This is a genomic window from Massilia aquatica (genome assembly GCF_011682045.1).
Taxonomy (GTDB): domain Bacteria; phylum Pseudomonadota; class Gammaproteobacteria; order Burkholderiales; family Burkholderiaceae_D; genus Telluria_A; species Telluria_A aquatica.
Genome location: NZ_VVIW01000003.1, coordinates 254,331 through 276,298 on the forward strand (window position 1 = coordinate 254,331; position 21,968 = coordinate 276,298).

At 63.7% G+C, this 21,968-nt stretch carries 18 protein-coding genes; 10 read left to right on the forward strand and 8 right to left on the reverse strand.

Annotation, left to right across the window (positions count from 1 at the left end; genetic code table 11):
• Positions 1-101: 101 nt before the first annotated feature.
• The 4 genes from F1609_RS07185 to F1609_RS07200 all read right to left on the reverse strand — a co-directional run bounded on the left by F1609_RS07185 (position 102) and on the right by F1609_RS07200 (position 4,709).
• Positions 102-1,337, reverse strand: coding sequence for a polyhydroxyalkanoate depolymerase (locus F1609_RS07185; protein ID WP_167075803.1), 1,236 nt, complete (start codon positions 1,335-1,337; stop codon positions 102-104).
• A 270-nt stretch (positions 1,338-1,607) separates the two neighbouring features.
• The gene (locus F1609_RS07190) at positions 1,608-2,705 is read right to left on the reverse strand and encodes an NAD(P)/FAD-dependent oxidoreductase (RefSeq protein WP_187362948.1); all 1,098 of its coding nucleotides are present in this window, start codon (positions 2,703-2,705) and stop codon (positions 1,608-1,610) included.
• 159 nt (positions 2,706-2,864) lie between these two features.
• Positions 2,865-3,188 (reverse strand): ferredoxin FdxA, encoded by a 324-nt coding sequence (gene fdxA / locus F1609_RS07195; protein WP_166879954.1) that lies wholly within the window; start codon positions 3,186-3,188, stop codon positions 2,865-2,867.
• Between the two features lie 276 nt (positions 3,189-3,464).
• Complete coding sequence (locus tag F1609_RS07200) at positions 3,465-4,709, reverse strand: putative Na+/H+ antiporter (protein ID WP_167075804.1); 1,245 nt, start codon at positions 4,707-4,709, stop codon at positions 3,465-3,467.
• Positions 4,710-4,832: 123 nt separating this feature from the next.
• Between F1609_RS07200 and F1609_RS07205 the strand changes: the two genes are divergently transcribed.
• A complete protein-coding gene (locus tag F1609_RS07205) occupies positions 4,833-5,114 on the forward strand; it encodes a polyhydroxyalkanoic acid system family protein (RefSeq protein ID WP_167075805.1) in 282 nt (93 codons plus the stop codon).
• Between the two features lie 32 nt (positions 5,115-5,146).
• Here F1609_RS07205 and F1609_RS07210 read toward each other — a convergent pair whose 3' ends face one another.
• The 3 genes from F1609_RS07210 to F1609_RS07220 form a co-directional block, all read right to left on the reverse strand.
• Positions 5,147-5,401 carry an acyl-CoA-binding protein gene (locus F1609_RS07210; RefSeq protein WP_167075806.1) on the reverse strand — a complete coding sequence of 85 codons (255 nt, stop codon included), beginning with the start codon at positions 5,399-5,401 and terminating at the stop codon, positions 5,147-5,149.
• A gap of 251 nt (positions 5,402-5,652) precedes the next feature.
• Entirely contained in the window at positions 5,653-5,892 is a 240-nt protein-coding gene (locus F1609_RS07215; protein WP_187362949.1) for a hypothetical protein, read from the reverse strand.
• A 2-nt stretch (positions 5,893-5,894) separates the two neighbouring features.
• Positions 5,895-6,251: an FKBP-type peptidyl-prolyl cis-trans isomerase gene (locus F1609_RS07220; RefSeq protein ID WP_167075807.1), complete on the reverse strand. Its 357-nt coding sequence runs from the start codon at positions 6,249-6,251 to the stop codon at positions 5,895-5,897.
• 134 nt (positions 6,252-6,385) lie between these two features.
• Between F1609_RS07220 and F1609_RS07225 the strand changes: the two genes are divergently transcribed.
• The 5 genes from F1609_RS07225 to F1609_RS07245 all read left to right on the forward strand — a co-directional run bounded on the left by F1609_RS07225 (position 6,386) and on the right by F1609_RS07245 (position 16,215).
• Complete coding sequence (locus tag F1609_RS07225; RefSeq protein WP_167075808.1) at positions 6,386-7,258, forward strand: EI24 domain-containing protein; 873 nt, start codon at positions 6,386-6,388, stop codon at positions 7,256-7,258.
• Between the two features lie 47 nt (positions 7,259-7,305).
• The gene (locus tag F1609_RS07230) at positions 7,306-8,109 is read left to right on the forward strand and encodes a competence/damage-inducible protein A (protein ID WP_167075809.1); all 804 of its coding nucleotides are present in this window, start codon (positions 7,306-7,308) and stop codon (positions 8,107-8,109) included.
• Positions 8,110-8,433: 324 nt separating this feature from the next.
• Positions 8,434-11,748: a transglycosylase domain-containing protein gene (locus tag F1609_RS07235; RefSeq protein ID WP_229421701.1), complete on the forward strand. Its 3,315-nt coding sequence runs from the start codon at positions 8,434-8,436 to the stop codon at positions 11,746-11,748.
• Positions 11,749-11,924: 176 nt separating this feature from the next.
• A complete protein-coding gene (locus F1609_RS07240) occupies positions 11,925-13,262 on the forward strand; it encodes a TAXI family TRAP transporter solute-binding subunit (RefSeq protein WP_167075810.1) in 1,338 nt (445 codons plus the stop codon).
• Positions 13,237-16,215: a sensor histidine kinase gene (locus tag F1609_RS07245; RefSeq protein WP_167075811.1), complete on the forward strand. Its 2,979-nt coding sequence runs from the start codon at positions 13,237-13,239 to the stop codon at positions 16,213-16,215. Before F1609_RS07240 ends, F1609_RS07245 begins: the two co-directional genes overlap by 26 nt.
• Positions 16,216-16,270: 55 nt before the next feature.
• Here the strand turns inward: F1609_RS07245 and F1609_RS07250 are convergent, their stop codons facing one another.
• Positions 16,271-16,729, reverse strand: a complete 459-nt coding sequence (locus tag F1609_RS07250) for a rhodanese-like domain-containing protein (RefSeq protein ID WP_167075812.1) — start codon at positions 16,727-16,729, stop codon at positions 16,271-16,273.
• 320 nt (positions 16,730-17,049) lie between these two features.
• On the opposite strand from F1609_RS07250, the gene glnA reads away from it, so the two are divergent.
• The 4 genes from glnA to ntrC all read left to right on the forward strand — a co-directional run bounded on the left by glnA (position 17,050) and on the right by ntrC (position 21,929).
• Positions 17,050-18,465, forward strand: coding sequence for a type I glutamate--ammonia ligase (gene glnA, locus F1609_RS07255; protein WP_167075813.1), 1,416 nt, complete (start codon positions 17,050-17,052; stop codon positions 18,463-18,465).
• Positions 18,466-18,698: 233 nt separating this feature from the next.
• Entirely contained in the window at positions 18,699-19,181 is a 483-nt protein-coding gene (locus tag F1609_RS07260) for a DUF4124 domain-containing protein (protein ID WP_167075814.1), read from the forward strand.
• Between the two features lie 121 nt (positions 19,182-19,302).
• Complete coding sequence (gene glnL / locus F1609_RS07265; protein ID WP_167075815.1) at positions 19,303-20,379, forward strand: nitrogen regulation protein NR(II); 1,077 nt, start codon at positions 19,303-19,305, stop codon at positions 20,377-20,379.
• 68 nt (positions 20,380-20,447) lie between these two features.
• Complete coding sequence (gene ntrC / locus F1609_RS07270) at positions 20,448-21,929, forward strand: nitrogen regulation protein NR(I) (RefSeq protein WP_167075816.1); 1,482 nt, start codon at positions 20,448-20,450, stop codon at positions 21,927-21,929.
• The last annotated feature ends 39 nt before the right edge of the window (positions 21,930-21,968 follow it).

The window sequence follows — 21,968 nt, forward strand, 5'->3', positions numbered from 1 at the left end:
CATCCTCAGCGCCCGCCCCGCAGGGCAGCGCCGCTGGCGGCGAAAAAAATGCCGCAGACGGGATCAACCCGCGTGCGGCATTTTTGGGAAGCGGGCTGAAATCAGCCGTGCTTCTGGATGAATTCGCCGATCTTCGGGCAAATCACTTCGCGCCAGCGACGGCCCGAGAAGATGCCGTAGTGGCCGCATTTCGGCGCCACGAAATCCTGCTGCATGTCGGCCGGAATGCCGCTGCACAGATCGTGCGCGGCCTGGGTCTGGCCGGCGCCGGAGATGTCGTCCAACTCGCCTTCGACCGTAAACAGCGCCACTGTGGTGATGTCCTGCGGACGCACCAGGTTGCCGCCGACGGTCCACGTGCCCTTCGGCAGGCGGTGTTCCTGGAACACGGTCTTGATGGTGTCCAGATAGTACTCGGCCGGCATGTCGAGCACCGCGTTGTACTCGTTGTAGAACTGGCGATGGCCTTCGGCCGGCTCGTCGTCGCCCGCCACCAGGTGGTTGTAGAACTCGCGGTGGCTCTGCGCGTGGCGGCCCGGGTTCATGGCGATGAAGCCGGCGTGCTGCAGGAAGCCCGGATACACCTTGCGCCCGAAGCCCGGATAGTTGGCCGGCACCGCGTAGATCACGGTGTTTTCGAACCACGAAAACGGCTTTTCGATGGCCAGGTCGTTGACCGCGGTGGGCGACTTGCTCGGGTCGATCGGGCCGCCCATCATGGTCATGGTTTTCGGCAGCTGCGGATCCTTGGCGGTAGCCATCAGCGAGATCGCGGCCAGCACCGGCACGGTCGGCTGGCACACCGAAATGACATGCAGATCGGGTGCGAGCAGGCGGATGAAATCCTGCACGTAGTAGATATAGTCGTCCAGGTGGAACGGACCCTCGGTCAGCGGCACCATGCGCGCATCGGTCCAGTCGGTGATATACACGTCATGGCCGGTCAGCAGGCCGCGCACGGTATCGCGCAGCAGGGTCGAATGGTGGCCCGACAGCGGCGCGACCAGCAGCACTTTCGGCTGGCCCAGTTTTTCAATCGCCTTGTCGTTCAGGTCTTTTTTGAAGTGCAGCAGGCGGCAGAACGGACGGGTCTGGACGACCTGCTCCATGATGCCGACCGTTTCGCCGTCGATGACGGTCGATGTGATGTCGAAAGCGGGTTTTTCGTAATCCTTGCCGAGTCGGTACATCAGCTCGTAGCCAGCGGCGATACGCTGCGCGAACGGCGTGTGCGCGAACGGCGACACCGGATTGGAAAACAGTTTGGATGAGGCGTCGGCCCACTGCATCAGTGGCGTCAGGAATGAGCGTTGCATCTCGTGCAATTGGTAAAGCATACATATTCCTTCGTTGTAATCGTTGCCTTGCAATCGTTTGCGTAAGGTGTGCTGATGAATTATAGGCCATTTGAAAGGCCGGTCTGCAATTTGCAATTCTTGTTGGAAATTACGCCGCTGTCAGTTTCAGGCAAGCCAGGCGTGTTCGATACACCGTTTTATCACACAATGCTGCGCTGCGTTTATGAGCTACCTAACGCAGCATGAAAAATGCCCCGACTGAGCGGGGCATGTGTTGTTGCAGTAAGACTGATCCGGCGTGACCGCTTGTCAGTCGAACGTCGGCGTTTCGACACCCAGGATCTTGTGCAGTTTCGGCGACGTGGTCGTGTACTGCATGTGGATCTTTTTATCCGGGAAGATGTACGGCGCCGCACCGAAGGCAGCCAGCGCCGCTTCGTGGAAGCCCGACAGAATCAGTTTTTTCTTGCCCGGATAGGTGTTGATATCGCCCACCGCAAAAATACCCGGCACGTTGGTTTCGAACTTCTCGGTGTTCTGCACCTTGAGCTGGCGGCGCTCGATGTCCAGGCCCCATTCGGCGATCGGGCCGAGTTTTGGCGACAGGCCGAAGAACACCAGCAGCATGTCGAGCGGTACGCGGCGGGTCACGCCGTCGGCGCCGGTGACTTTCACTTCGCTCAGCTTGCCGTCTTTTTCATCGAAGCCGGTGACCTGGCCGATAATCAGCTGCATTTCGTACGCTTCGCACAGGGCCTTCATCTTGGCCACCGAGGCCGGCGCGGCGCGGAAGTCTTCGCGGCGGTGCAGCAGCACCACCGATTCGGCCTTGCCCACGAAATTGAGGGCCCAGTCCAGCGCCGAGTCGCCGCCGCCGCAGATGATCAGGTTCTTGCCTTCGAACTGGCTCGGATCCTTGACCTTGTAGTGCACCTGAGTGCCGTCGAAGGCGTCGATGCCGTCGACCTTGATCGTGCGCGCCTGGAACGAACCGACGCCGGCCGCGATGAAGATGGTCTTGGTGATGAACTGGGTGCCGGTCGAGGTTTCAACGTTGAAACGGCCGTCTTCGCGGCGCTGCACCACGGTCACTTCCTGGTTCAGGTGGAAGGTCGGCTCGAACGGTTCGATCTGCTTGAGCAGGTTGTCGGTCAGTTCCTGGCCGGTACACACCGGTACCGCGGGGATGTCGTAGATCGGCTTGTCGGGATACAGTTCCACGCACTGGCCGCCCACGGCCGGCAGCGAATCGATCACATGGGCCTTAATTTCCAGCAAGCCGAGCTCGAACACCTGGAACAATCCGACCGGGCCTGCGCCGATGATCACGGCATCGGACTCGATGGCGCCGGCAAAGGAACTATTGGCAGCGACGCTGCCTGCTTCGTGGTTGGCGATGATAGTCATGCGCTTACTTCCTGTTGATTTTGGGGTGGGGTTGCTGCTTGCAGCGCTGCATCGGGCGTTGTCGCGGATGGCCGACAGTGTGCCACGATGGAGACGATCTTGCTGGCGCGAACCCTGGCGCCGGCCCGCGAGGGCGGTCCGGCGGGGCTGCTGGCTGGCTTAACGGATCAACTGATCGATCTTGTTCTGGACGTCTTTCCACTGTTCCGCGTCGGGCAAGGCCGGCTTGGTCTTGGTGATGGACGGCCAGGCGCGCGCCAGTTCAACGTTGATCTTGATGAACTGCTGCTGGTCGGCCGGCACATCTTCTTCCGCAAAGATGGCGTTGACGGGACATTCGGCCACGCACACAGCGCAATCGATGCACTCGTCCGGATCGATCGTCAGAAAATTCGGGCCTTCCCGGAAACAATCTACCGGGCATACATCGACGCAATCGGTGTAACGACAGCTGATGCACGATTCGGTGACAACGTGGGTCATAACAGTCCTATCAGTGAAAAGGGTGCTGCGGGCCGGTGGCGAAGGGCTTACGCCGACCATAGCAAAGCACTGTATTTTAAGGCAATTCGCTTATTCCCACAATTGAGGCTTATACACAATCCACATAAGCAAATGCGCCGTTGCGCCCGCACACATGGGCTGTTTTGCTCAAAAACCAAGACTTGTTTTCCTGCCACCCAAGCGAACTGAGCAGAAATGGTCGCCCTGATAACGCCGCACCGGTTTGATGCGGCGCAAACAGCCCGCCAAATCGTGCTACAGCAGGAACATGATCATGGCCATGATGGTCGGCGGCAGCGCGCCCGCCAGCAAGCCGGCCACGCCGATCGATTCATCCTCGAAGCCATCGCGCACCAGCGCCGCGCCGGCCGGATTGGGAGCGTTGGCGATGATGGTCAGGCCGCCGCCGGCCACCGCGCCGGCCATCAGCATGTACTTGGCCTGGTCGGACAGGCCGGCGATCAGCGAGCCGAGGTAGGTGAGGGCGGCGTTGTCGGTGATCGCGGTCAGCGCGGTGGCGCCGAAAAACAGCGCGGTCGGGCCCATGCTCGAGACGATCGGTTGCAGCCACCACTGCTGCATGCCGCCCAGCACCACCAGCCCGGCCAGGAAGAAGCCGACCAGCAAGCCTTCCTTCAGGATCAGGGGACTCTGGTACTTGTCGTAGGCATGGGTAAAGCCGATGAAGAACATGAACAGGCCCATGAAAATGACCGGATGGTGCGCAAAGCCGACCACGGCGGCCAGAAAAGCCAGGTGGATCGCACTCACCAGCAGCGGCACCCTGACCGTGTCGGGCGACGGCGGCGGTGCATCGACGATGTGCTTGCGCAGCATGACCGTGACCACGGTCGCGTTGATCAGCACGGCGATGGCGGCGCGCCAGCCGAAGGTCGAGGCCATGAAGGCGCTGTCCCAATTCCAGGTGGAGGCCACCATCAGCACCGGCGGCGCGGCGAAGGAGGTGAGTGTGCCGCCGATCGACACATTGACGAACAGCACGCCGAGGGCGGCGTACTTGAGCCACTCGGGCATGTCCTTGCGGAAAATTTGCGGTGCCAGCATCAGCGCGGCCAGGGTCATGGCGGCCGGTTCGGTAATCAGCGAGCCGAGCAGCGGCACCAGCGCCAAACACAGCCACACGTTGACCAGCGGCGTGCGCAGCGGCACCAGGCGGGCCAGGGCGGCGATGGCGGCGCGGATCGCTTCGAGCACCGGCCTGGACGCCGCCACCACCATGATCACGAACACGAACAGCGGTTCGGTGTAGGTGCGCGATTCGGCGTAGGCGATCGCTTCCTTACCGCCGACCAGGAAGGCCATGGCCACGATCAGCACCAGCGCCCACAGGCCGAACACGACCTCGACCTCGCCGAAGAAATGGAACAGCCCGGCATGGCGCGGATAGCGGTCGGCCAGGCGTTCGAAACTCTTGGCGGCGAAGGTGTGCGCCAGGGCGAGTCCGAACAGGATCGCGGCGATGAGTTGCATGTCGCTCATGTCATTCCGATAAAAAGTAGCCTAGAGGCATTATAGGACGGGAAGGGGCGGGCGGCGGAGGCGAACTAGGCGGGGCGAGCTCAACAAGGTATCATGTGCGCGAAAAACACAACAAGGAAAGTCATGGCTGACATCAGCATCGTTCAGGAGCATAGCCTGACACCGATCAAGGCGCGCGAAGCGGCCCAGAAAGTGGCCGACAAGATTGCCGCCGAATATGGCCTGACCTGTGCGTGGCAGGGCGACGTGCTCCATTTCGAGCGCAGCGGCGTGCACGGATCGCTGGCGCTGGAAGCGCAGCGGGTGGCGATGCATATCCGCCTGGGGTTCTTGATGAGTGCCTTTGCGCCGAAAATCGAGGCGAAAGTGAAGGAAAAGATGAAAGCGGTATTCGGCGCAGCCTGAAGCGGCCGCGCCGGGGGGGCGGGCAGAGCCTATCAGCCCTTCAATTCTTCGATCAGGTCGATGTACTGCTGCATGGCGTCGTCCTTCGACGTGCCTTTGAAACCATCCCACGCATCGTACTTGGCGCGCGCGACGAAGTCGGTCATGCCGGGACGGCTGCCGTCGGTGTCGCCGGCCGATGCCTGCTTGTAGAGCGCGTAAATCTTCAATAAGGTTTGATTATCGGGACGCTCGGGCAGATTTTTGGAATCGGCCAAGGCCTGGTCGAACTGTTCCTGCAAACTCATCGTATCTCCTGGGGTGGCTCAAATGAAGGATGAGAATCTTAGCGCAGCTTGCACGCCAAACCCCGGAAAAGCGCAAGAGATTAGAGGGGATGCTCAGCTTCGCTACCGCGTCGTCCCCGCGAAGGCGGGGATCCATAGCACCGCTGATCAAAGGTGCTATGGATCCCCGCCTTCGCGGGGACGACGGTTTCGACGCTCGTGGGTATGGGAGATGTAGCGGGTGCCCAGAGAACCAAGCTGCGTTGCAGCTACTAATCCTTCCGCTCCGCCTCGGCCTTGGCCTTCGCCGCCTTTTCTTCATCGCTGTCGCGGAACGGGTACGTGGCCACCTTCACCGCGCCCTTGGTCACCGCGACCCCGGCGCCAACCGCCGCCGAGCCGACCGCCACGCCGGCGCCGACTACCGCGCCGGTGACCGCAACGACGGCGCAGCCACTCGACATGGCCAGCACCAGCAGCGCCAGCGCGTAGCGCAGGGCGCCCATCGACATGCTTAAACCTTCAGCAGTTCGACGTCGAAAATGAGCGTGGCGTTCGGCGGAATCGCACCGCCCGCGCCACGCGCGCCGTAACCGAGGCTGGCCGGGATCGTCAGGCGCCGCGCGCCGCCGACTTTCATGCCCTGCACGCCTTCGTCCCAGCCCTTGATGACCCGGCCGGCGCCTAGCGGAAACTGGAACGGGTCGTTGCGATCCTTGCTGGAGTCGAACTTGGCGCCGGTCGTGCCGTCGTCGTTGCGCAGCCAGCCGGTGTAATGGACGGTCACGTGCTGGCCGGCTTGCGCTTCGGCGCCTTCGCCAACGATGGTGTCTTCGTACTGGAGGCCGGATTCGGTAGTAATAATGGACATGGTTTTCCTTAGTGGATCGGTGTGATTGGCGATTGTAGTGCATGCCGTGCCGAAGCGCTATTGACGCCACCCCCGCACGCGCCCAAAGCGCGCTACACTGCGTGGACTTTTTGACTACCATCCGGCCGCTTTCCATGACCAAGACTCCCTGGCGCCCCGTCGCCACCGCCTACCGCCGCGCCCTCGTCTCGCAGGCCAATCCCAAGATGCTGCTGCTGACGGTGATTCCCTTCGTGCTGTCGGTGCTGCTGTGGGCGATCCTGCTGGCCTACGGCTTCCAGCCGCTGCTCGACTACGTCCAGGCCCTGTTCCAGGACCACGACTGGTTCAAGACCACCAGCGCCACGCTCGGCACGTTCGGCATGAGCGCGGTAAAAACCATGATCGTGCCGCTGATCGCCATGCTGCTCCTGCTGCCTTTGATGATCGCCACCTCCCTGATCTTCATGGGCGTGGCCGCCATGCCGCCGATTACCCGGCACGTCGCGGCGCGCCATTACAGCACCCTCGAAGCGAAGAATGAAGGCAGCTTCATGGCCGGCCTGGCGATCAACATCAGCACCTCGCTGCTGTTCGTGGTGGTCTGGATCGCCACCCTGCCGCTGTACATCGTGCCGCCGGTGGCGGTGCTGGTGCAGGTGGTCCTGTGGGGCGCGCTGACCACCCGCGTGATGGTCTACGACGCCCTGGAAGACTACGCCAGCGCCGACGAAATGAAGGAAATCCGGCGCCGCCACCGCGCGCAGCTGACCTTCATCGGCATCGTCTCGGGCTTCATCGGGGCCTTGCCCGGCATTGTCTGGCTCGGCGGCGCGGTCATCTCGTTCGTGCTGTTCCCGTTCCTGGCGGCGATCTCGATCTGGCTGTATGTGCTCATCTTCGTATTTACCGCGCTCTGGTTCCAGTACTACTGCATGCAGGCGCTGGCCGACCTGCGCGCCGCCCGGAAAACCGCCCCGGACGGCGCTGCCACCCCTGTGGACGCGGGCACCCTGCCACCTGCCTGACGCGCTTTCGTGGCACACTGACCATTTTTGCAACAACGGAGAATCACATGGCAATCGGTTTGATCATCATCGGCGACGAAATCCTGTCGGGCAAGCGGCGCGACCAGCACTTTCCCAAAGTGCTGGAGCTGCTGGCCGAGCGCGGCCTCAAGCTGGACTGGGCCGAGTACCTGGGCGATGATCCGGCGCGCATCAGCGCTACCCTCAAGCGCACCATGGCCAGCGGCGACATCGTGTTTTCCTGCGGCGGCATCGGCGCCACCCCGGACGACCACACGCGCCAGTGCGCCGCCACCGCCCTCGGCGTGCCGCTGGCGCTGCACCCGCAGGGACGCCTCAACATCGAAGAGCGCATCGCCGACATGGCGCGCGAAGCGGGCACGCAGGCCGACCTGGGTTCGCCGGAAAACCTGCACCGCCTCAAAATGGCCGAGTTTCCCGAAGGCGCCTCCCTGATCCCCAACGCCTACAACAAGATCGCCGGTTTCACGGTCGGCACCCATCACTTCGTGCCGGGCTTTCCGGTCATGGCCTGGCCGATGATCGCCTGGGTGCTCGACAACTGCTACAGCGAGCTGTTCAACCGGCAGCCGCACAGCGAGCAGTCGGTGCTGGTGTACGGTTCGATGGAGTCGACCCTGAATCCGATGATGGAGGAACTGGAAGCGCGCTTCGCCCCGGTCAAGGTATTCAGCCTGCCGAGCGTGGGCGACGCGCTCACGCGCGGCCATATCGAACTGGGCGTGAAAGGCGAGCCGGCGCTGACCGCGACCGCCTTCGCCGACATGTGCGCGCAGCTGGGCGCCATGGGCATCGAATTCGCGCCGTACGAGGCTGGCGCCGGGACCTAGCATGACCGGCATGTGACGCGTTTTGCGGCAGCGCTTTTGCGCGGCGCGCTGAGCCGTTGTTTTTTTGCGAAAAACAAACGACCAGATCAAGTTTTCTTGAACATGCCTTCGCCACGGTCACCCGATGTGGTGGAATGGTGACCGTGCAGCACTCGTTCCCGCGTGAGATTCGCGTGAGATACGACCGAGTGCAGTTTTAAATACATCAGCTAAATAGATCAGCAATGCGATTGACCACCCGATTACACGAAGCGACCCGTTGCACGATGGCGAAGGTTGATGCGGTGATCGCAGGTACGATTGATTTAAACCGGTTGAGCCATCATGGAAAGTAATCGTCGTTCTCGACGGCCCCGCATCGTCGCCAGCGCGGTGCGCAAACTGCGCGCCCGCGCGGCAATGATCCAACTCGGCCATGTGCCGCCTGAGCCGGACGACGGCATGGCGGCGCCGCATTCCCACCTGTCCCTCGTGTCCGACGGCGCCGCCAGCGCCGCCGCCGCCACGCACACCGATTCCGACACCAACATCAACGCCGACACCTTGCCCAATACCGACACCACCAGCAACACCTTGCCCGATTCCGAACACGACACCGAGCCCCAAGGCACCCCTCCGCGCCGCCGCAGCCGCATCAAGCTGGTCCTGTGGCTGCTGATCCTGGCCTTGCTGGGGGCCGGGGTCTGGTGGCTGCTCGACGAAGTACGCACCTCGGCCATGCAGGCCAAGTACTTCGCCGGCATGGCAAAAAAGATCAGCTACAAGGTCGAGAAGGGCCCGAGCACCAACATCCGCTTCCCGCACGACAGCCCGTACGACGAGCGGCTCGGCTACGCCAACATGCCCGAGTACCTGGCCAAGCTCAAGGCGCGCGACTTCATGATCGATTCGCAGGCGCGCCTGTCGCCCAAGATGGTTGAACTGGCCGACCAGGGCCTGTTTGCCACCTACCGCGAAAAAACCAAGGTCGGCCTCGAAATCCTCGACTGCCGCAGCGAGCCGCTGTTCCTGTCGCGCTTTCCCGAGCGCTTCTACGAAAAATTCGACGACGCGCCCTCCTCGTTGGTGAAAAGCCTGCTGTTCATCGAAAACCGCGAACTGCTCGACCCGACCTACCCGAAACGCAATCCGGCGGTCGAGTGGGACCGTTTCAGCAAGGCTGTCTTCGACAAGTCGCTGCACGTGTTCAGCGGCGGCGACAAGCGCTCGGCCGGCGGCAGCACCCTGGCCACCCAGATCGAAAAATACCGCCATTCGCCGGACGGACGCACCAGCTCGCTCTCGGAAAAAGCGCGCCAGATGGTCTCGGCCACCCTGCGCGCCTACCAGTACGGCGAAGACACCACCAAAGCGCGGCGCCAGATCGTCATCGACTACCTGAACACGGTGCCGCTGTCGGCCAAACTCGGCTACGGTGAAGTCAACGGTATCGGCGATGGCATGTGGGTCTGGTACGGACGCGATTTCGCGGCCATGAACAAGATGCTCAAGGACGATCCGCATTCGCCCGAGGCGGCGCTGGTGTACAAACAGGCGCTCTCGCTGATGATCGCCCAGCGCCGTCCGGCCCACTACCTGGGCGCCGGCGCCAACGACCTTGAAAACCTGACCAACACCCACCTGCGCGTGCTGGCCCAGGCCGGCGTGATAACGACCCAGCTGCGCGACGCCGCCCTCGCTGTCAAGCTGGCGCCGGCCAAGGGTTCCGGGGTGGCGCCACCGGCGGCCAATGCCTTCGTCTCGCGCAAAGCCTCGAACGCCGTGCGCACCCACCTGGCCGGTCTGCTGGGCGACCCGCGCCTGTACAACGTGGACCGGCTCGACCTGTCGGTGGTCAGCACGCTCGACTCGGAAGCGCAAAAAGCCGTCACCGACATGCTGCGCAAACTGCGCAACGCCGACTCGGCGCGCGAGGCCGGCCTGACCGGCAAGGGCATGCTGGGCAACGGCGACCCGGCCAACGTGGTGTACAGCTTCACCCTGATGGAACGCGGCGAGAAGGCCAACTACCTGCGCGTGCAGACCGATAACTACGACCAGCCGCTCGACATCAACGAAGGCGCCAAGCTCGATCTGGGCTCCACCGCCAAGCTGCGCACCCTGGTGACCTACATGGACATCATCGACCAGCTGTACCAGCGCTTCAACGGCATGAGCGCCGAGGAACTGCGCAAGACCGTGGTCGATCCGAAGGACCGGCTGTCGCAGTGGGCGATCGAATACTTCCTGATGATGCCCTCGGGCGGCGCGCGCGACCTGCCGGCCATGCTGGAAGCGGCGATCGAACGCCAGTACTCGGGCAGCCCGGCCGAAGGCTTCTTCACCGGCGGCGGCATGCACACCTTCGGCAACTTCAGCAAACTCGACAACTCGCGCGTGATGAGCGTGCGCCAGGCCTTGCGCAGCTCGACCAACCTGGTGTTCGTGCGCCTGATGCGCGACGTGGTGCGCTACTACATGTTCCAGCTGCCCGGTTCCTCGGCCGCGCTGCTGGCCGACGCCGACGATCCGCGCCGCGCCGAATACCTGGCCCGCTTCGCCGACCGCGAAGGACGCGAGTTCCTTGGCCGCTTCTATAACAAGTACAAGGGCAAGAACGCGGCCGACGCCGAAAAAGTGCTGCTCGCGAGCTTCCGCCCGACCCCGACCCGGCTGGCCAACGTGCACCGCACGATCGCCCCCAATGCCACCCTGGCCCAGTTCTCGGCCTTTGTGAAGGACAACCTGGTGTCGGCCAATGAAGTGCCGGAAGACCGCATCGCCCGCATGTACGACCAGTACGCGCCAGCCAACATGTCGCTGGCCGACCGCGGCTACCTGGCCTCGATCCACCCGCTCGAACTGTGGCTGGTCGGTTACTTCCGCGCCAACCCGAACGCGACTTACTCGGACATGATCGGGGCCAGCGTCAAGCAGCGCCAGGAAGTGTATGCCTGGCTGTTCAACACCCACCGCAAGCACGCGCAGGACCGCCGCATCGCCGGCTTGCTGGAAGTCGAAGCGTTCCTGAAGATCCACGCGCAGTGGAAGAAGATGGGCTATCCGTTCGACTCGCTGGTGCCGTCGTATGCGACCACCCTGGGCGCGTCGGCCGACCGTCCGGCGGCGCTGGCCGAGATGATGGGCATTATCGTCAACAAGGGCGTGCGCAAACCGGTGCAGCGCATCGACTCGCTGCATTTCGCCGAAGGCACGCCGTACGAAACCCTGGTCAAGCAGGCCAAGAGCGCGCCGGGCGAGCAGATCCTGTCGCCGGAAGTGGCGCGCGCGGTGGCCGATGCGATCCGGGGCGTGGTCTCGGACGGTACCGCCAAGCGGGTCAAGACCGCCTTCAAGATGGCCGACGGCAGCATCATCGCCGTGGGCGGCAAGACCGGCACCGGCGACCAGCGTTTCGAGGTGTATGGCGGCGGCGGACGGCTGATCGAATCGCGTTACGTGAACCGTTCGGCGACGTTCGTCTTCAACATCGGCGAGCGCTTCTTTGGCAGCATGACGGCGTATGTGCACGGACCGTCGTCGGCCGATTACGACTTTACCAGTGCCTTGCCGGTGCAGTTGCTGACAGTGCTGGCGCCGACCCTGATGCCGATGATCGAGCCGCCGACGGACGGTACCGCCAAGCAGTGCGTGCGGTGACGAAGTAGTACGCGGTTAAGCCGTGGGGATTGTTTAGTCCCGCTAAACCATGAGCCGTCTTTCCCGCCTTCGCGGGAAAGACGGCTCTTAGCTTTTTGGCATGAAGAAAGGCCCGTACTTGCATAGTTCGTAAAATGTTGGCATCGTACCGAACCATGAAACCTTTGCAACGTGCGATGTCCAAAATCCGGAAGTTTACCCAGTTCTCGTTTCGCGACCTGGTTGCCACCGCCGGTCCCACCGTCCTCACCATCGTCGCCCTGTGCGCGGTCGCCTACCTGCTGGTCGACCCGTCGCCGCCGCGCAGCGTCACCCTCGGCACCGGCCAGGAAAACAGCGCCTACGAAGAATTCGGAAAAAAATACGCGGCCAAACTCGGCAAGCATGGCATCAAGGTCACCTTGCAGCGCTCGCTCGGCTCGCAGGACAACCTGCAGCACCTCAATGAAGGCAAGGTCGATATCGCTTTTGTCCAGAGCGGGTCGACCGGGCAGGCCGAAGCCCAGCGCAAGGGGCTCGTTTCCATCGGCAGCCTGTTTACCGAACCGGTCTGGCTGTTCCTGCGCGAAGACGCGCAAGTGACCCGGCTGACCCAGCTCAAGGGCCTGAAAATCAACCTCGGACCGGAAGGCAGCGGCGTGCCGAAGCTGTTTCGCCAGGTGCTGGCGCTGAACGGCGTCGAGCCGGGCGACCTGACCATCAGCGCGCTGGAAAACACGCCGGGCACGGTGGAACTGCTGGAAGGGCGCATCGATGGCCTGGTCTTCAGTTCGGGACCGGACGCGCCGCTGGTGCAGATGCTGCTGCAAACGCCGGGCTTCAAGCTGTTCGACTTTTCGCAGGCCGAGGCCTATTCGCGGCGCTTGCCGTTCGTCTCGCACGTGGTGCTGCCGCGCGGGATTGTCGACGTCGGGCGCGACTTGCCGGCCCAGGATTATCACCTGATCGCGCCGACCGCGACACTGGTGGCGCGCGAGGACCTGCATCCGGCGCTGATCGACCTGTTCGTGCAGGCGGCCAGCGAAATCCATGGCGGCACCGGCTGGTTCCAGCAGCAGGGACAATTTCCTTCGGCGCGCTACACCGAAATTCCGGTCGCGCGCGAGGCGGCCAAGTTCTACAAGGATGGCGCGCCGCTCTTGCAGCGCTATATGAGCTTCTGGCTGGCCAATTTCTTCGACCGGATGTGGGTCGTGGTGGTGGCGCTGGCCGCCCTGATACTGCCGCTGTCGAAAGTGGTGCCGCCCTTGTACGTGTGGCGCATCCGCTCGCGCGTTTACCGCTGGTACGGGCAGCTGCGCACCGTGGAGCAGGAACTGGAGGCGGCGCAAGGCCCGCAGCGCGCGCAGATTTGCGCAGGCCTGTTAAAGCGCCTCGATGAAATCGAAGAGATGGTGAACCAGATTTCGATTCCGCTGGCCTTTGCCGATGGACTCTATGGGCTGCGCAGCCATATCAATTTTGTGCGGCAGCGGGTGAAGAACGCCGATGGCGCGATCGCAGCGGCCAAATAGCGGCCCGTCGATGATCCTGCGGGCACTGCGAGCCGCCTGCCTGCTGATCGTGGCCGCCGCGTACCAATGCGCTTGCGCAGCGGCGCCCCGGCCTCTGCTCACCGACTACACGCACACCGCCTGGACCGAGCGCGATGGCGCGCCGACAGGCGTGACGAAATTTGCGCAGGGTCCCGACGGCTGGCTGTGGATCGCAACGCCTACCGGCTTGTACCGTTTTGACGGCGTGCGCTTCGAGCGCACCGACACCGTCCACGGCCACCGGCTCGAGTCCAGCAATATCATGGCGCTGACCACCGCACCGGACGGCGCGCTCTGGATCGGCTACCGCGTCGGCGGCGTGTCTGTGTTCAGGAAGGACGGCGCGCACACCTATGCGGAAGGCGGCGGCTTGCAGCCGGTCGGCGTGCTGCACATCGAAGCGGCGCCCGATGGGACGATCTGGGCGGCGATGCGCGACGGCGTGGCGGTGCTGGCGCCCGGCGCGTCCCGCTTCCGCTATCTTGGTCCTGAGTCCGGCCTGCCAGCGCTGGGCGTATTCCAGATTCTGTTCGCCCGCGACGGCACCACCTGGGTCGGCACCAACACCGGCGCCTGGTTTCGCAAGCGCGGCGAGACCCGCTTTTCCCGTGCATGGCCGCACGTTACGCTGGTCTGGCTGTGCGAGGCGCCGGACGGCACGATCTGGGGCAACGACTTCAAGCAGGGCTACTACCGCGTTCATACCACGGAACCTGCCGCCGGCGCGCTGGCCGCACCCGAAATCGAAGGCTATGGGATGTTCTTCGACCGCCAGGGAGCCATGTGGATGATGCATCCCGACGGCCTGGAACGCCGCCTGGGCCCGAACCTGCCGGATCAGCGCCTGTCGAAGGAGCACGGCATCAGCGGCCCGTTCCCGAGCACGCGCTTTGAAGACCGGGAAGGCAATCTCTGGATCGGCACCCAGCGCGGGATGGACCGGCTGCGCCCGAATCGCCTGCGCACGGTCGCCGTCACCCCGCAACTGGAGTTTCCCGCGCTGGTGAGCGGGCCATTGGGCCAGATGTGGGTGGGCGACTATGCGGGCGACCTGTGGCGCTTCGACCGCGAAGGGCGCATCAGCCGCGAAGTGGCGGGCAAGCTGACGGCCAGCTATACGGCGCCGGACTGCGTGCTGTGGCTGGGCGGGATGGAGGGCGTGCAGCGGCGCGGGCGCGATGGCGCGCTGACCGCGTTCCGCTTTCCAGACGAACTGACCGGGCTGCGCGTGCACGCCATGCAGCAGGACCGGCATGGCGCGCTGTGGGTCGCATTCTCGGCCGGCAAGGGCGTGTACAAACTGGCCGGGGGCGAGTGGAGCAAGGCGGGCGGCGTTCCCGATCTGCTGGCGACATCGATGGCGGTCGATGCCGGCGGCAATGTCTGGATGGGGCATCTGCGCAGCCAGGTCAGCATCGCCGGCGATGGCGCCGTACGCCGGCTTGGGGTTGACCAGGGCCTGAAACTGGGCACCATCCTGACGCTGCACGCCGACGGCAAGGCGATGTGGGTGGGCGGCGAGAACGGCGTAGCACTGCATCGCGACGGCCGCTTCAGCGCCTTGCAGGGCGAGCGCAACGAACAGTTCCGGGGCGTGTCCGGGATTGTGCGCGAGCCTGGCGGCGACCTGTGGCTGCATGGCGCCGATGGCCTGTATCGCATCGCCCGCGCCGATCTGAATGGATGGTTGAACGATGCGCGCATGGCGCTGGCATTCGAGCGCTTCGACGCGCAGGACGGCATGCAGGGCCACGCGCCGCAATTGCGGCCGGTGCCGTCGCTCAAGCGCGCCAGCGATGGCGTGCTGTGGTACGCCACGGCCGTGTCGGTCGGCAGCATCGATCCGGCCAACATCTTGCGTAACCGGCTGGCGCCGCCGGTGCAGATTACTGCGGTTCATGCCGATGGCGTGCGTTATCCGTTAGCCGATGGCCATGTGACCGCGCTGGCGCAGGGAACGCGCAATCTGCAGATCGACTTCACCGCATTGAGTTTGTCGATTCCCGAGCGCGTGCGCCTGCGCTACCGGCTGGTCGGGTTCGACCGCGCGTGGCAAGAGGCGATAGGGCGGCGCCAGGCGTATTACACCAATCTGGCGCCGGGCACATATCGCTTCGAGGTGATTGGGGCGAACGAGGACACTATGTGGAACACTGCGGGCGCCACGCTGGAACTGGCGATTGCGCCGACCTTCGTGCAAAGCGGCTGGTTCACATTGCTGGCGGTGGCGATCGGCTTGTCGCTGTTGTATGCGGCGTATGCCCTGCGCATTCGCTATCTGACGCAGCGCATGCAGGAGCGCTTGCAGGAACGCCTGGCGGAGCGTACCCGCGTCGCGCGCACCCTGCACGACACCTTGCTGCAAAGCGTGCAGGCGCTGCTGATGACGTTCGATGCCCACAGCCGCAAGGTGGAAGAGGGCACGCCGGAGCGCACGTGCCTGGACCAGACGCTCAATCTGGCGGAGCAGTTGCTGGCGGAGGGGCGCGACCAGATCATGGGCTTGCGCACGCCGTCGTCGGACGAGGTGCTGGAACTGACCCTGGGGCAGTTCGGCCAGTCGCTGGCCGAGTACTGGCCGCATGCGTTCGACATGCAGGTCGAGGGCAGTCCGGTCACGCTGCGTCCGGACGTGCATGCGGAAGTCTACGCGATCGCGCGCGAGGCGCTGTTCAACGCGTCACGCTATGCCGACGCCACCCGGATCGAACTCGGACTGGCCTACAGCGCCAGTAAGTTCGTCATGCGCATCCGCGATAACGGGCGTGGACTCGATGCCATTGTCGCCGCGGCGGGCCAGCGTGCGGGCCATTGGGGTCTGGTCGGCATGCGCGAGCGCGCGGGCAGCATCGGCGCGGTGCTGGACATTGACAGCAAGGCGGGGGCGGGGACGGACATCACGGTGACGGTGCCGGGCAAGATGGCTTACTGACGCTTTGGGACGTTAAGGTTAACTTGCGGTGCTCCCGCCGCTGTGTGAACGTGTATCAGGCCCCCATCCACGGCAAGCCTGCCTTGCACCACCCGCCCACCGTCTTGCGGTGGCCGTTCGCATCCTTGTCGCCTTCAAACCCTTCCAGGATATCGAACGCGTGGACATAGCCGTTTTCGGTCGCGACCCTGGCCGCGTGACGCGAGCGCACGCCCGAGCGGCACAAGAACAGCAGCACTTCATCCTTCTGCGCCACCGCTTGCAGCTGCTGCACAAAATCAGGATTGGGCACGCCCTCCGGCCACACGCTCCACTGCACCGCGCAGTGCTGCTGCGCGGGAATGGCGACTTTGCCGACCCAGGCGCGCTCGGCATCGGTGCGCACATCGACCAGGCGCACGCGCGCTTCGCTTTGCAGCAGCTCCCAGGCTTCCTGCGGCGTCACCGCCCCGGCATACGGTTGGCCCGGCGCGCGGGTGCGGGCGGCGGCAAGCAGGGTTTCGGCGTTACTCATGGCGTATTCCTCGTGATGGTGGGGACTGGTTTGCGATTATTATAGGAGCGGCGCACCATGGCGCGGCATTTTTCCCTTTTCGGTGCATGCCGCCTCAAACTGGTGCAATCGGCCGCGTTTGCACCAGTTTAGTGCGAGCGCAGCCGGGCGGCGCGGCCACGGCGCCAACAGGGACTCAGGAGTTTAGTGATATTTGGCAGCATATTCAACGCCGCCGGGGCCTTTGGCCTACGTGGTCTGGCTGGCACGCTTTCTGCTATGATCCCTGTGAGTTTTGCCGCCCGGGCGGCAACCCCCCATTTATATTAGGAGAGATACGCATGGCAATGACGGCCGCAGAAGTCTTGGAAATGGTTAAAGAGAAGAAGGTTCGCTTTGTGGACTTTCGTTTCGCCGATACGCGCGGCAAAGAGCAGCACGTAACGGTTCCGGTATCGCACTTCGATCTCGACAAATTTGAATCGGGCCACGCCTTCGACGGCTCCTCGATCGCCGGCTGGAAGGGCATCGAAGCGTCCGACATGATTCTCATGCCAGACCCGAACACCGCCAATATCGATCCGTTCATGGAAGAAATCACGCTGTTCATGCAGTGCGACGTGATCGAACCGGCCGACGGCAAGGGCTACGACCGCGATCCGCGTTCGATCGCCAAGCGCGCCGAAGCCTACCTCAAGTCGACCGGCATCGGCGACACCGCCTACTTCGGCCCCGAGCCGGAATTCTTCATCTTCGACAGCGTGCGCTGGAAGATCGACATGTCGGGCTGCTTCGTCAAGATCGATTCGGATGAATCGTCGTGGGCGACCGACGCCAAGACCGAAGGCGGCAACAGCGGCCACCGTCCAACCGTCAAGGGCGGCTACTTCCCGGTCCCGCCAGTCGATTCGTTCCAGGACATGCGCTCCGAAATGTGCCTGATCCTCGAAGAACTGGGCATCCCGGTCGAAGTGCACCACCACGAAGTGGCCGGCGCCGGCCAGAATGAAATCGGCACCCGCTTCTCGACCCTGGTCGAGCGCGCCGACTGGACCCAGAACCTGAAATACGTGGTCTGGAACGTGGCCCACAGCTATGGCAAGACCGCCACCTTCATGCCGAAACCGATCGTTGGCGACAACGGCTCGGGCATGCACGTGCACCAGTCGATCTGGAAAGACGGCAAGAACCTGTTCGCCGGCGACGGCTATGCGGGCCTGTCGGAAGATGCGCTGTTCTACATCGGCGGCATCATCAAGCACGCCAAGGCACTGAACGCGATCACCAACCCGGGCACCAACTCGTACAAGCGCCTGGTGCCTGGCTACGAAGCGCCGGTCAAGCTGGCTTACTCGGCCAAGAACCGTTCGGCCTCGATCCGCATTCCGCACGTGGCCAATCCAAAAGGCCGCCGCATCGAAACCCGCTTCCCGGATCCGCTGGCGAACGTGTACCTGTGCTTCGCCGCGCTGCTGATGGCGGGCCTGGACGGTATCGCCAACAAGATCCACCCGGGCGAGGCAGCGTCGAAAGACCTGTACCATCTGCCGCCGGAAGAAGACGCGCTGATCCCGACCGTTTGCGCTTCGCTGGAAGAAGCCCTGGACAACCTGAACAAGGACCGCGAGTTCCTGACCCGTGGCGGTGTGTTCAGCGACAGCATGATCGATGCCTACATCGAACTGAAGATGCAGGACGTGCAGCGCATGCGCATGACCACGCACCCGGCTGAATTCGATATGTACTATTCGCTGTAATTGTTTTTTGTTGGCAAGCATTGCCAACTTGCAGCACCTGTGGCCGTAGAGACATCAAAACGTATCTCTACGGTATAAAAACGCGAGGAAGGCCAAGGCTTTCCTCGCGTTTTTCATTGGATGTTGTATATTCGGTTGAATCTAATTACTCCACGGAATTCCGTGAAACAACGCTGATGCTTATGATAACGAGGATGTCCCGGATTCGCCCGCTCCGCCCGCTGCGCTCGCCAATGTTGCCGTCACTGGCACTGGCACTGGCGCTGGCGCTGCTCGCCGGCCTGGGCGTGCAGCCGCTGGCCCGGGCCGACATCTATTTGTGCGTCGACGCCAATGGCAAGAAGGAGTTGACCGACAACCCCAAGAGCGGCTGCAAGCAGCTCGATGTGCCCAACAATATCCCGGCGCCGTCCGCGCGCAAGAATACCGGTCCGGCCAAGCCGGTGACGACGCCGACCGATTTTCCGAAGGTGGGCGGGAGCGAGCAGCGCGCGCGCGACGCCGACCGGCGCGAAATCCTCAACGAGGAGCTGCGCGCCGAAGAGAAGAAGCTGGCGGAGCTGCGGCGCGAATACAACAAGGGCGAGCCTGAACGCCAGGGCAACGAAAAGAACTACGCCAAGTACGAAGAGCGGGTCAAGCAAATGGCCGACAACATCGCGCGCGCCGAGAAAAACATCGAAGCGCTGCGGCGCGAAATCTCGAACATCAAATGATGGGAGCCTCGCCAAACCTACTGCGCGACGCAATTTTCGTCCTGCGATGCTCACCGTACCTTCGTACGTCTCCGCTTCTCGGACGAAACTTGCGCCGCTCGCTACGGTTTTGCGAGCTCCCATGACTGTAGCCGCACCCCGGCGCGACGGCCTGGCCGGCCTCGACCTGCTGGCGTCGGCCGTGCTGCTGGTCGACGCCGGCGGCGCCATCACCTTTGCCAACGCCGCCTGCGAGAACCTGCTCGAAAGCTCGCTGCGCGCCCTGCAACGCCAGCAGCTGCACACGCTGTTCCTCAACGCCGAGGAGCTGACCAATCTGTGCGAGCAGGCGCTGGCCCATAAATATGCCGACCTGCGCCAGGACCTGACCCTGGAGCGCAGCGGGCGCGAGCCGCTGCATGTGCACAGCATCGTCAGCGAGGCTGGCGAGTGGGGCATCGTGATCGAGCTGCGCGAGAACGTCCAGCAACTGAAGCTGGACCGCGAGGAGCGCATCCTCGACCAGAGCCAGGTCAACAAGGAACTGGTGCGCAACCTGGCGCACGAGATCAAGAATCCGCTGGGCGGCATCCGCGGCGCGGCGCAGCTGCTCGAACTCGAACTGCCGGCGCTGCACCTGACCCAGCTGCGCGAGTACACCCAGGTGATCATCAAGGAAGCGGACCGCCTGCAAACCCTGGTCGACCGCCTGCTGGCGCCGCACCGGCGCCCGCATATCGTCGGCGACGTCAATATCCACGAAGTGCTCGAGCGCGTGCGCAGCCTGATGCTGGCCGAGTTCCCGGCTGGCCTGACCATCCGGCGCGACTACGACGCCTCGATCCCCGAATTCAGGGGCGACAAGGAACAGCTGATCCAGACCGTGCTCAATATCGCCCACAATGCGGCGCAGGCGCTCTCGGAGCAAATCGTGGCGGGCGACGCCCAGCTCATTTTCAAGACCCGCGTGGCGCGCCAGGTGACCCTGGCCAAGGTCCGCTACGGGCTGGCATTAGACTTGCATATCATCGACAATGGACCGGGCATCCCGCCGCAGATCCGCGACCGCATTTTCTATCCCCTGGTATCGGGACGGGAGGGCGGCAGCGGCCTGGGGCTGACACTGGCGCAGACCTTCGTGCAGCAGCACATGGGTGTGATCGAGTGCGAAAGCCGGCCTGGATTTACGGATTTCAGGATCCTGTTGCCGCTGCCATAAGCCGCGCACCAGCCTTGTTGTCCGGGTCCCATCAATTGAAGATCCATATTGCGGGGAAGCGCGAACACATGAAACCAATCTGGATAGTCGACGACGACGCCTCCATCCGCTGGGTGCTTGAAAAAGCCCTGGCACGCGAGAACCTCGCGACCAAAAGCTTTTCGAACGCGCGCGATGCGATGGCGGCGCTCGAATTCGATACGCCGCAAGTGCTGGTGTCCGACATCCGCATGCCGGGCGAGTCGGGGCTGGACCTGCTGCAGACGGTCAAGGCCAGCTATCCCGGCCTGCCGGTCATTATCATCACCGCGTTCTCCGACCTCGATTCGGCCGTCGCCGCCTTCCAGGGCGGGGCGTTCGAATACCTGGCCAAGCCGTTCGACATCGACAAGGCGGTCGAACTGATTCGCCGCGCGCTGGAGGAAAGCCTGCGCGAGACCAGCGTCGAATCGGGACCGACCGACACCCCCGAAATCCTGGGCCAGGCCCCGGCCATGCAGGAAGTGTTCCGCGCCATCGGGCGCTTGTCGCAGTCGAACGTGACGGTGCTGATTACCGGCGAATCGGGCACCGGCAAAGAACTGGTGGCGCGCGCGCTGCACAAGCACAGTCCGCGCGCGCAGCAGCCTTTCATCGCCCTGAACACCGCGGCGATTCCGAAGGACTTGCTCGAATCGGAATTGTTCGGCCACGAACGCGGCGCCTTTACGGGGGCGCAGACCACGCGCCGCGGGCGCTTCGAGCAGGCCGAAAACGGCACCTTGTTTTTGGATGAAATCGGCGACATGCCGTTCGACCTGCAAACGCGTTTGCTGCGGGTGCTCTCGGACGGCCACTTCTACCGGGTCGGCGGGCACCAGCCGATGAAGGCCAATGTGCGCGTCATCACCGCCACCCACCAGAACCTGGAACAGCGCGTGCGCGACGGCCTGTTTCGCGAAGACTTGTACCACCGCCTGAACGTGATCCGCCTGCGCCTGCCCAGTTTGCGGGAGCGGCGCGAAGATATCCCCCTTTTGGTGCGCCACTTCCTGGTGCAGAGCGCGCGCCAGCTCGGGGTCGAGGCCAAGCGCATGAGCGACCCGGCGCTGCATTTCCTCACAGGGCTCGACTTGCCGGGCAATGTGCGCCAGCTGGAAAACCTGTGCAACTGGATCACCGTGATGGCGCCCGGGCAGACGGTCGATGTCAAGGACATGCCGCTCGAACTGACGCAGGAAGGCGCGGCCGACACGGCGCTGCCGCCGGCCCCGGGCGAGAGCGCGGCGCCGCAGGGCGCCATGGCTGACGGCGGCGCCGGCATGGCGGCGCTGAACGCGGCCGGCGGCTGGATCGGTTTGCTGGAGCTGCAGGCGGCCGGCATGCTGGCGGCGGGGCAGTCGGAAGTGATGGACGTGCTGGGACGGCAGTTCGAGTCGGCCCTGATCAAGACGGCGCTCAAGCACACGCACGGGCGCAAGAACGATGCGGCGGTGCGCCTCGGGATCGGGCGCAATACCATCACGCGCAAGATCGCCGAACTGGGGATCGACGGCGCCAAGGACGAATAGGGCGGTGACGGGCGGCGGGCGCGTGCCCCGTCCCCGTAC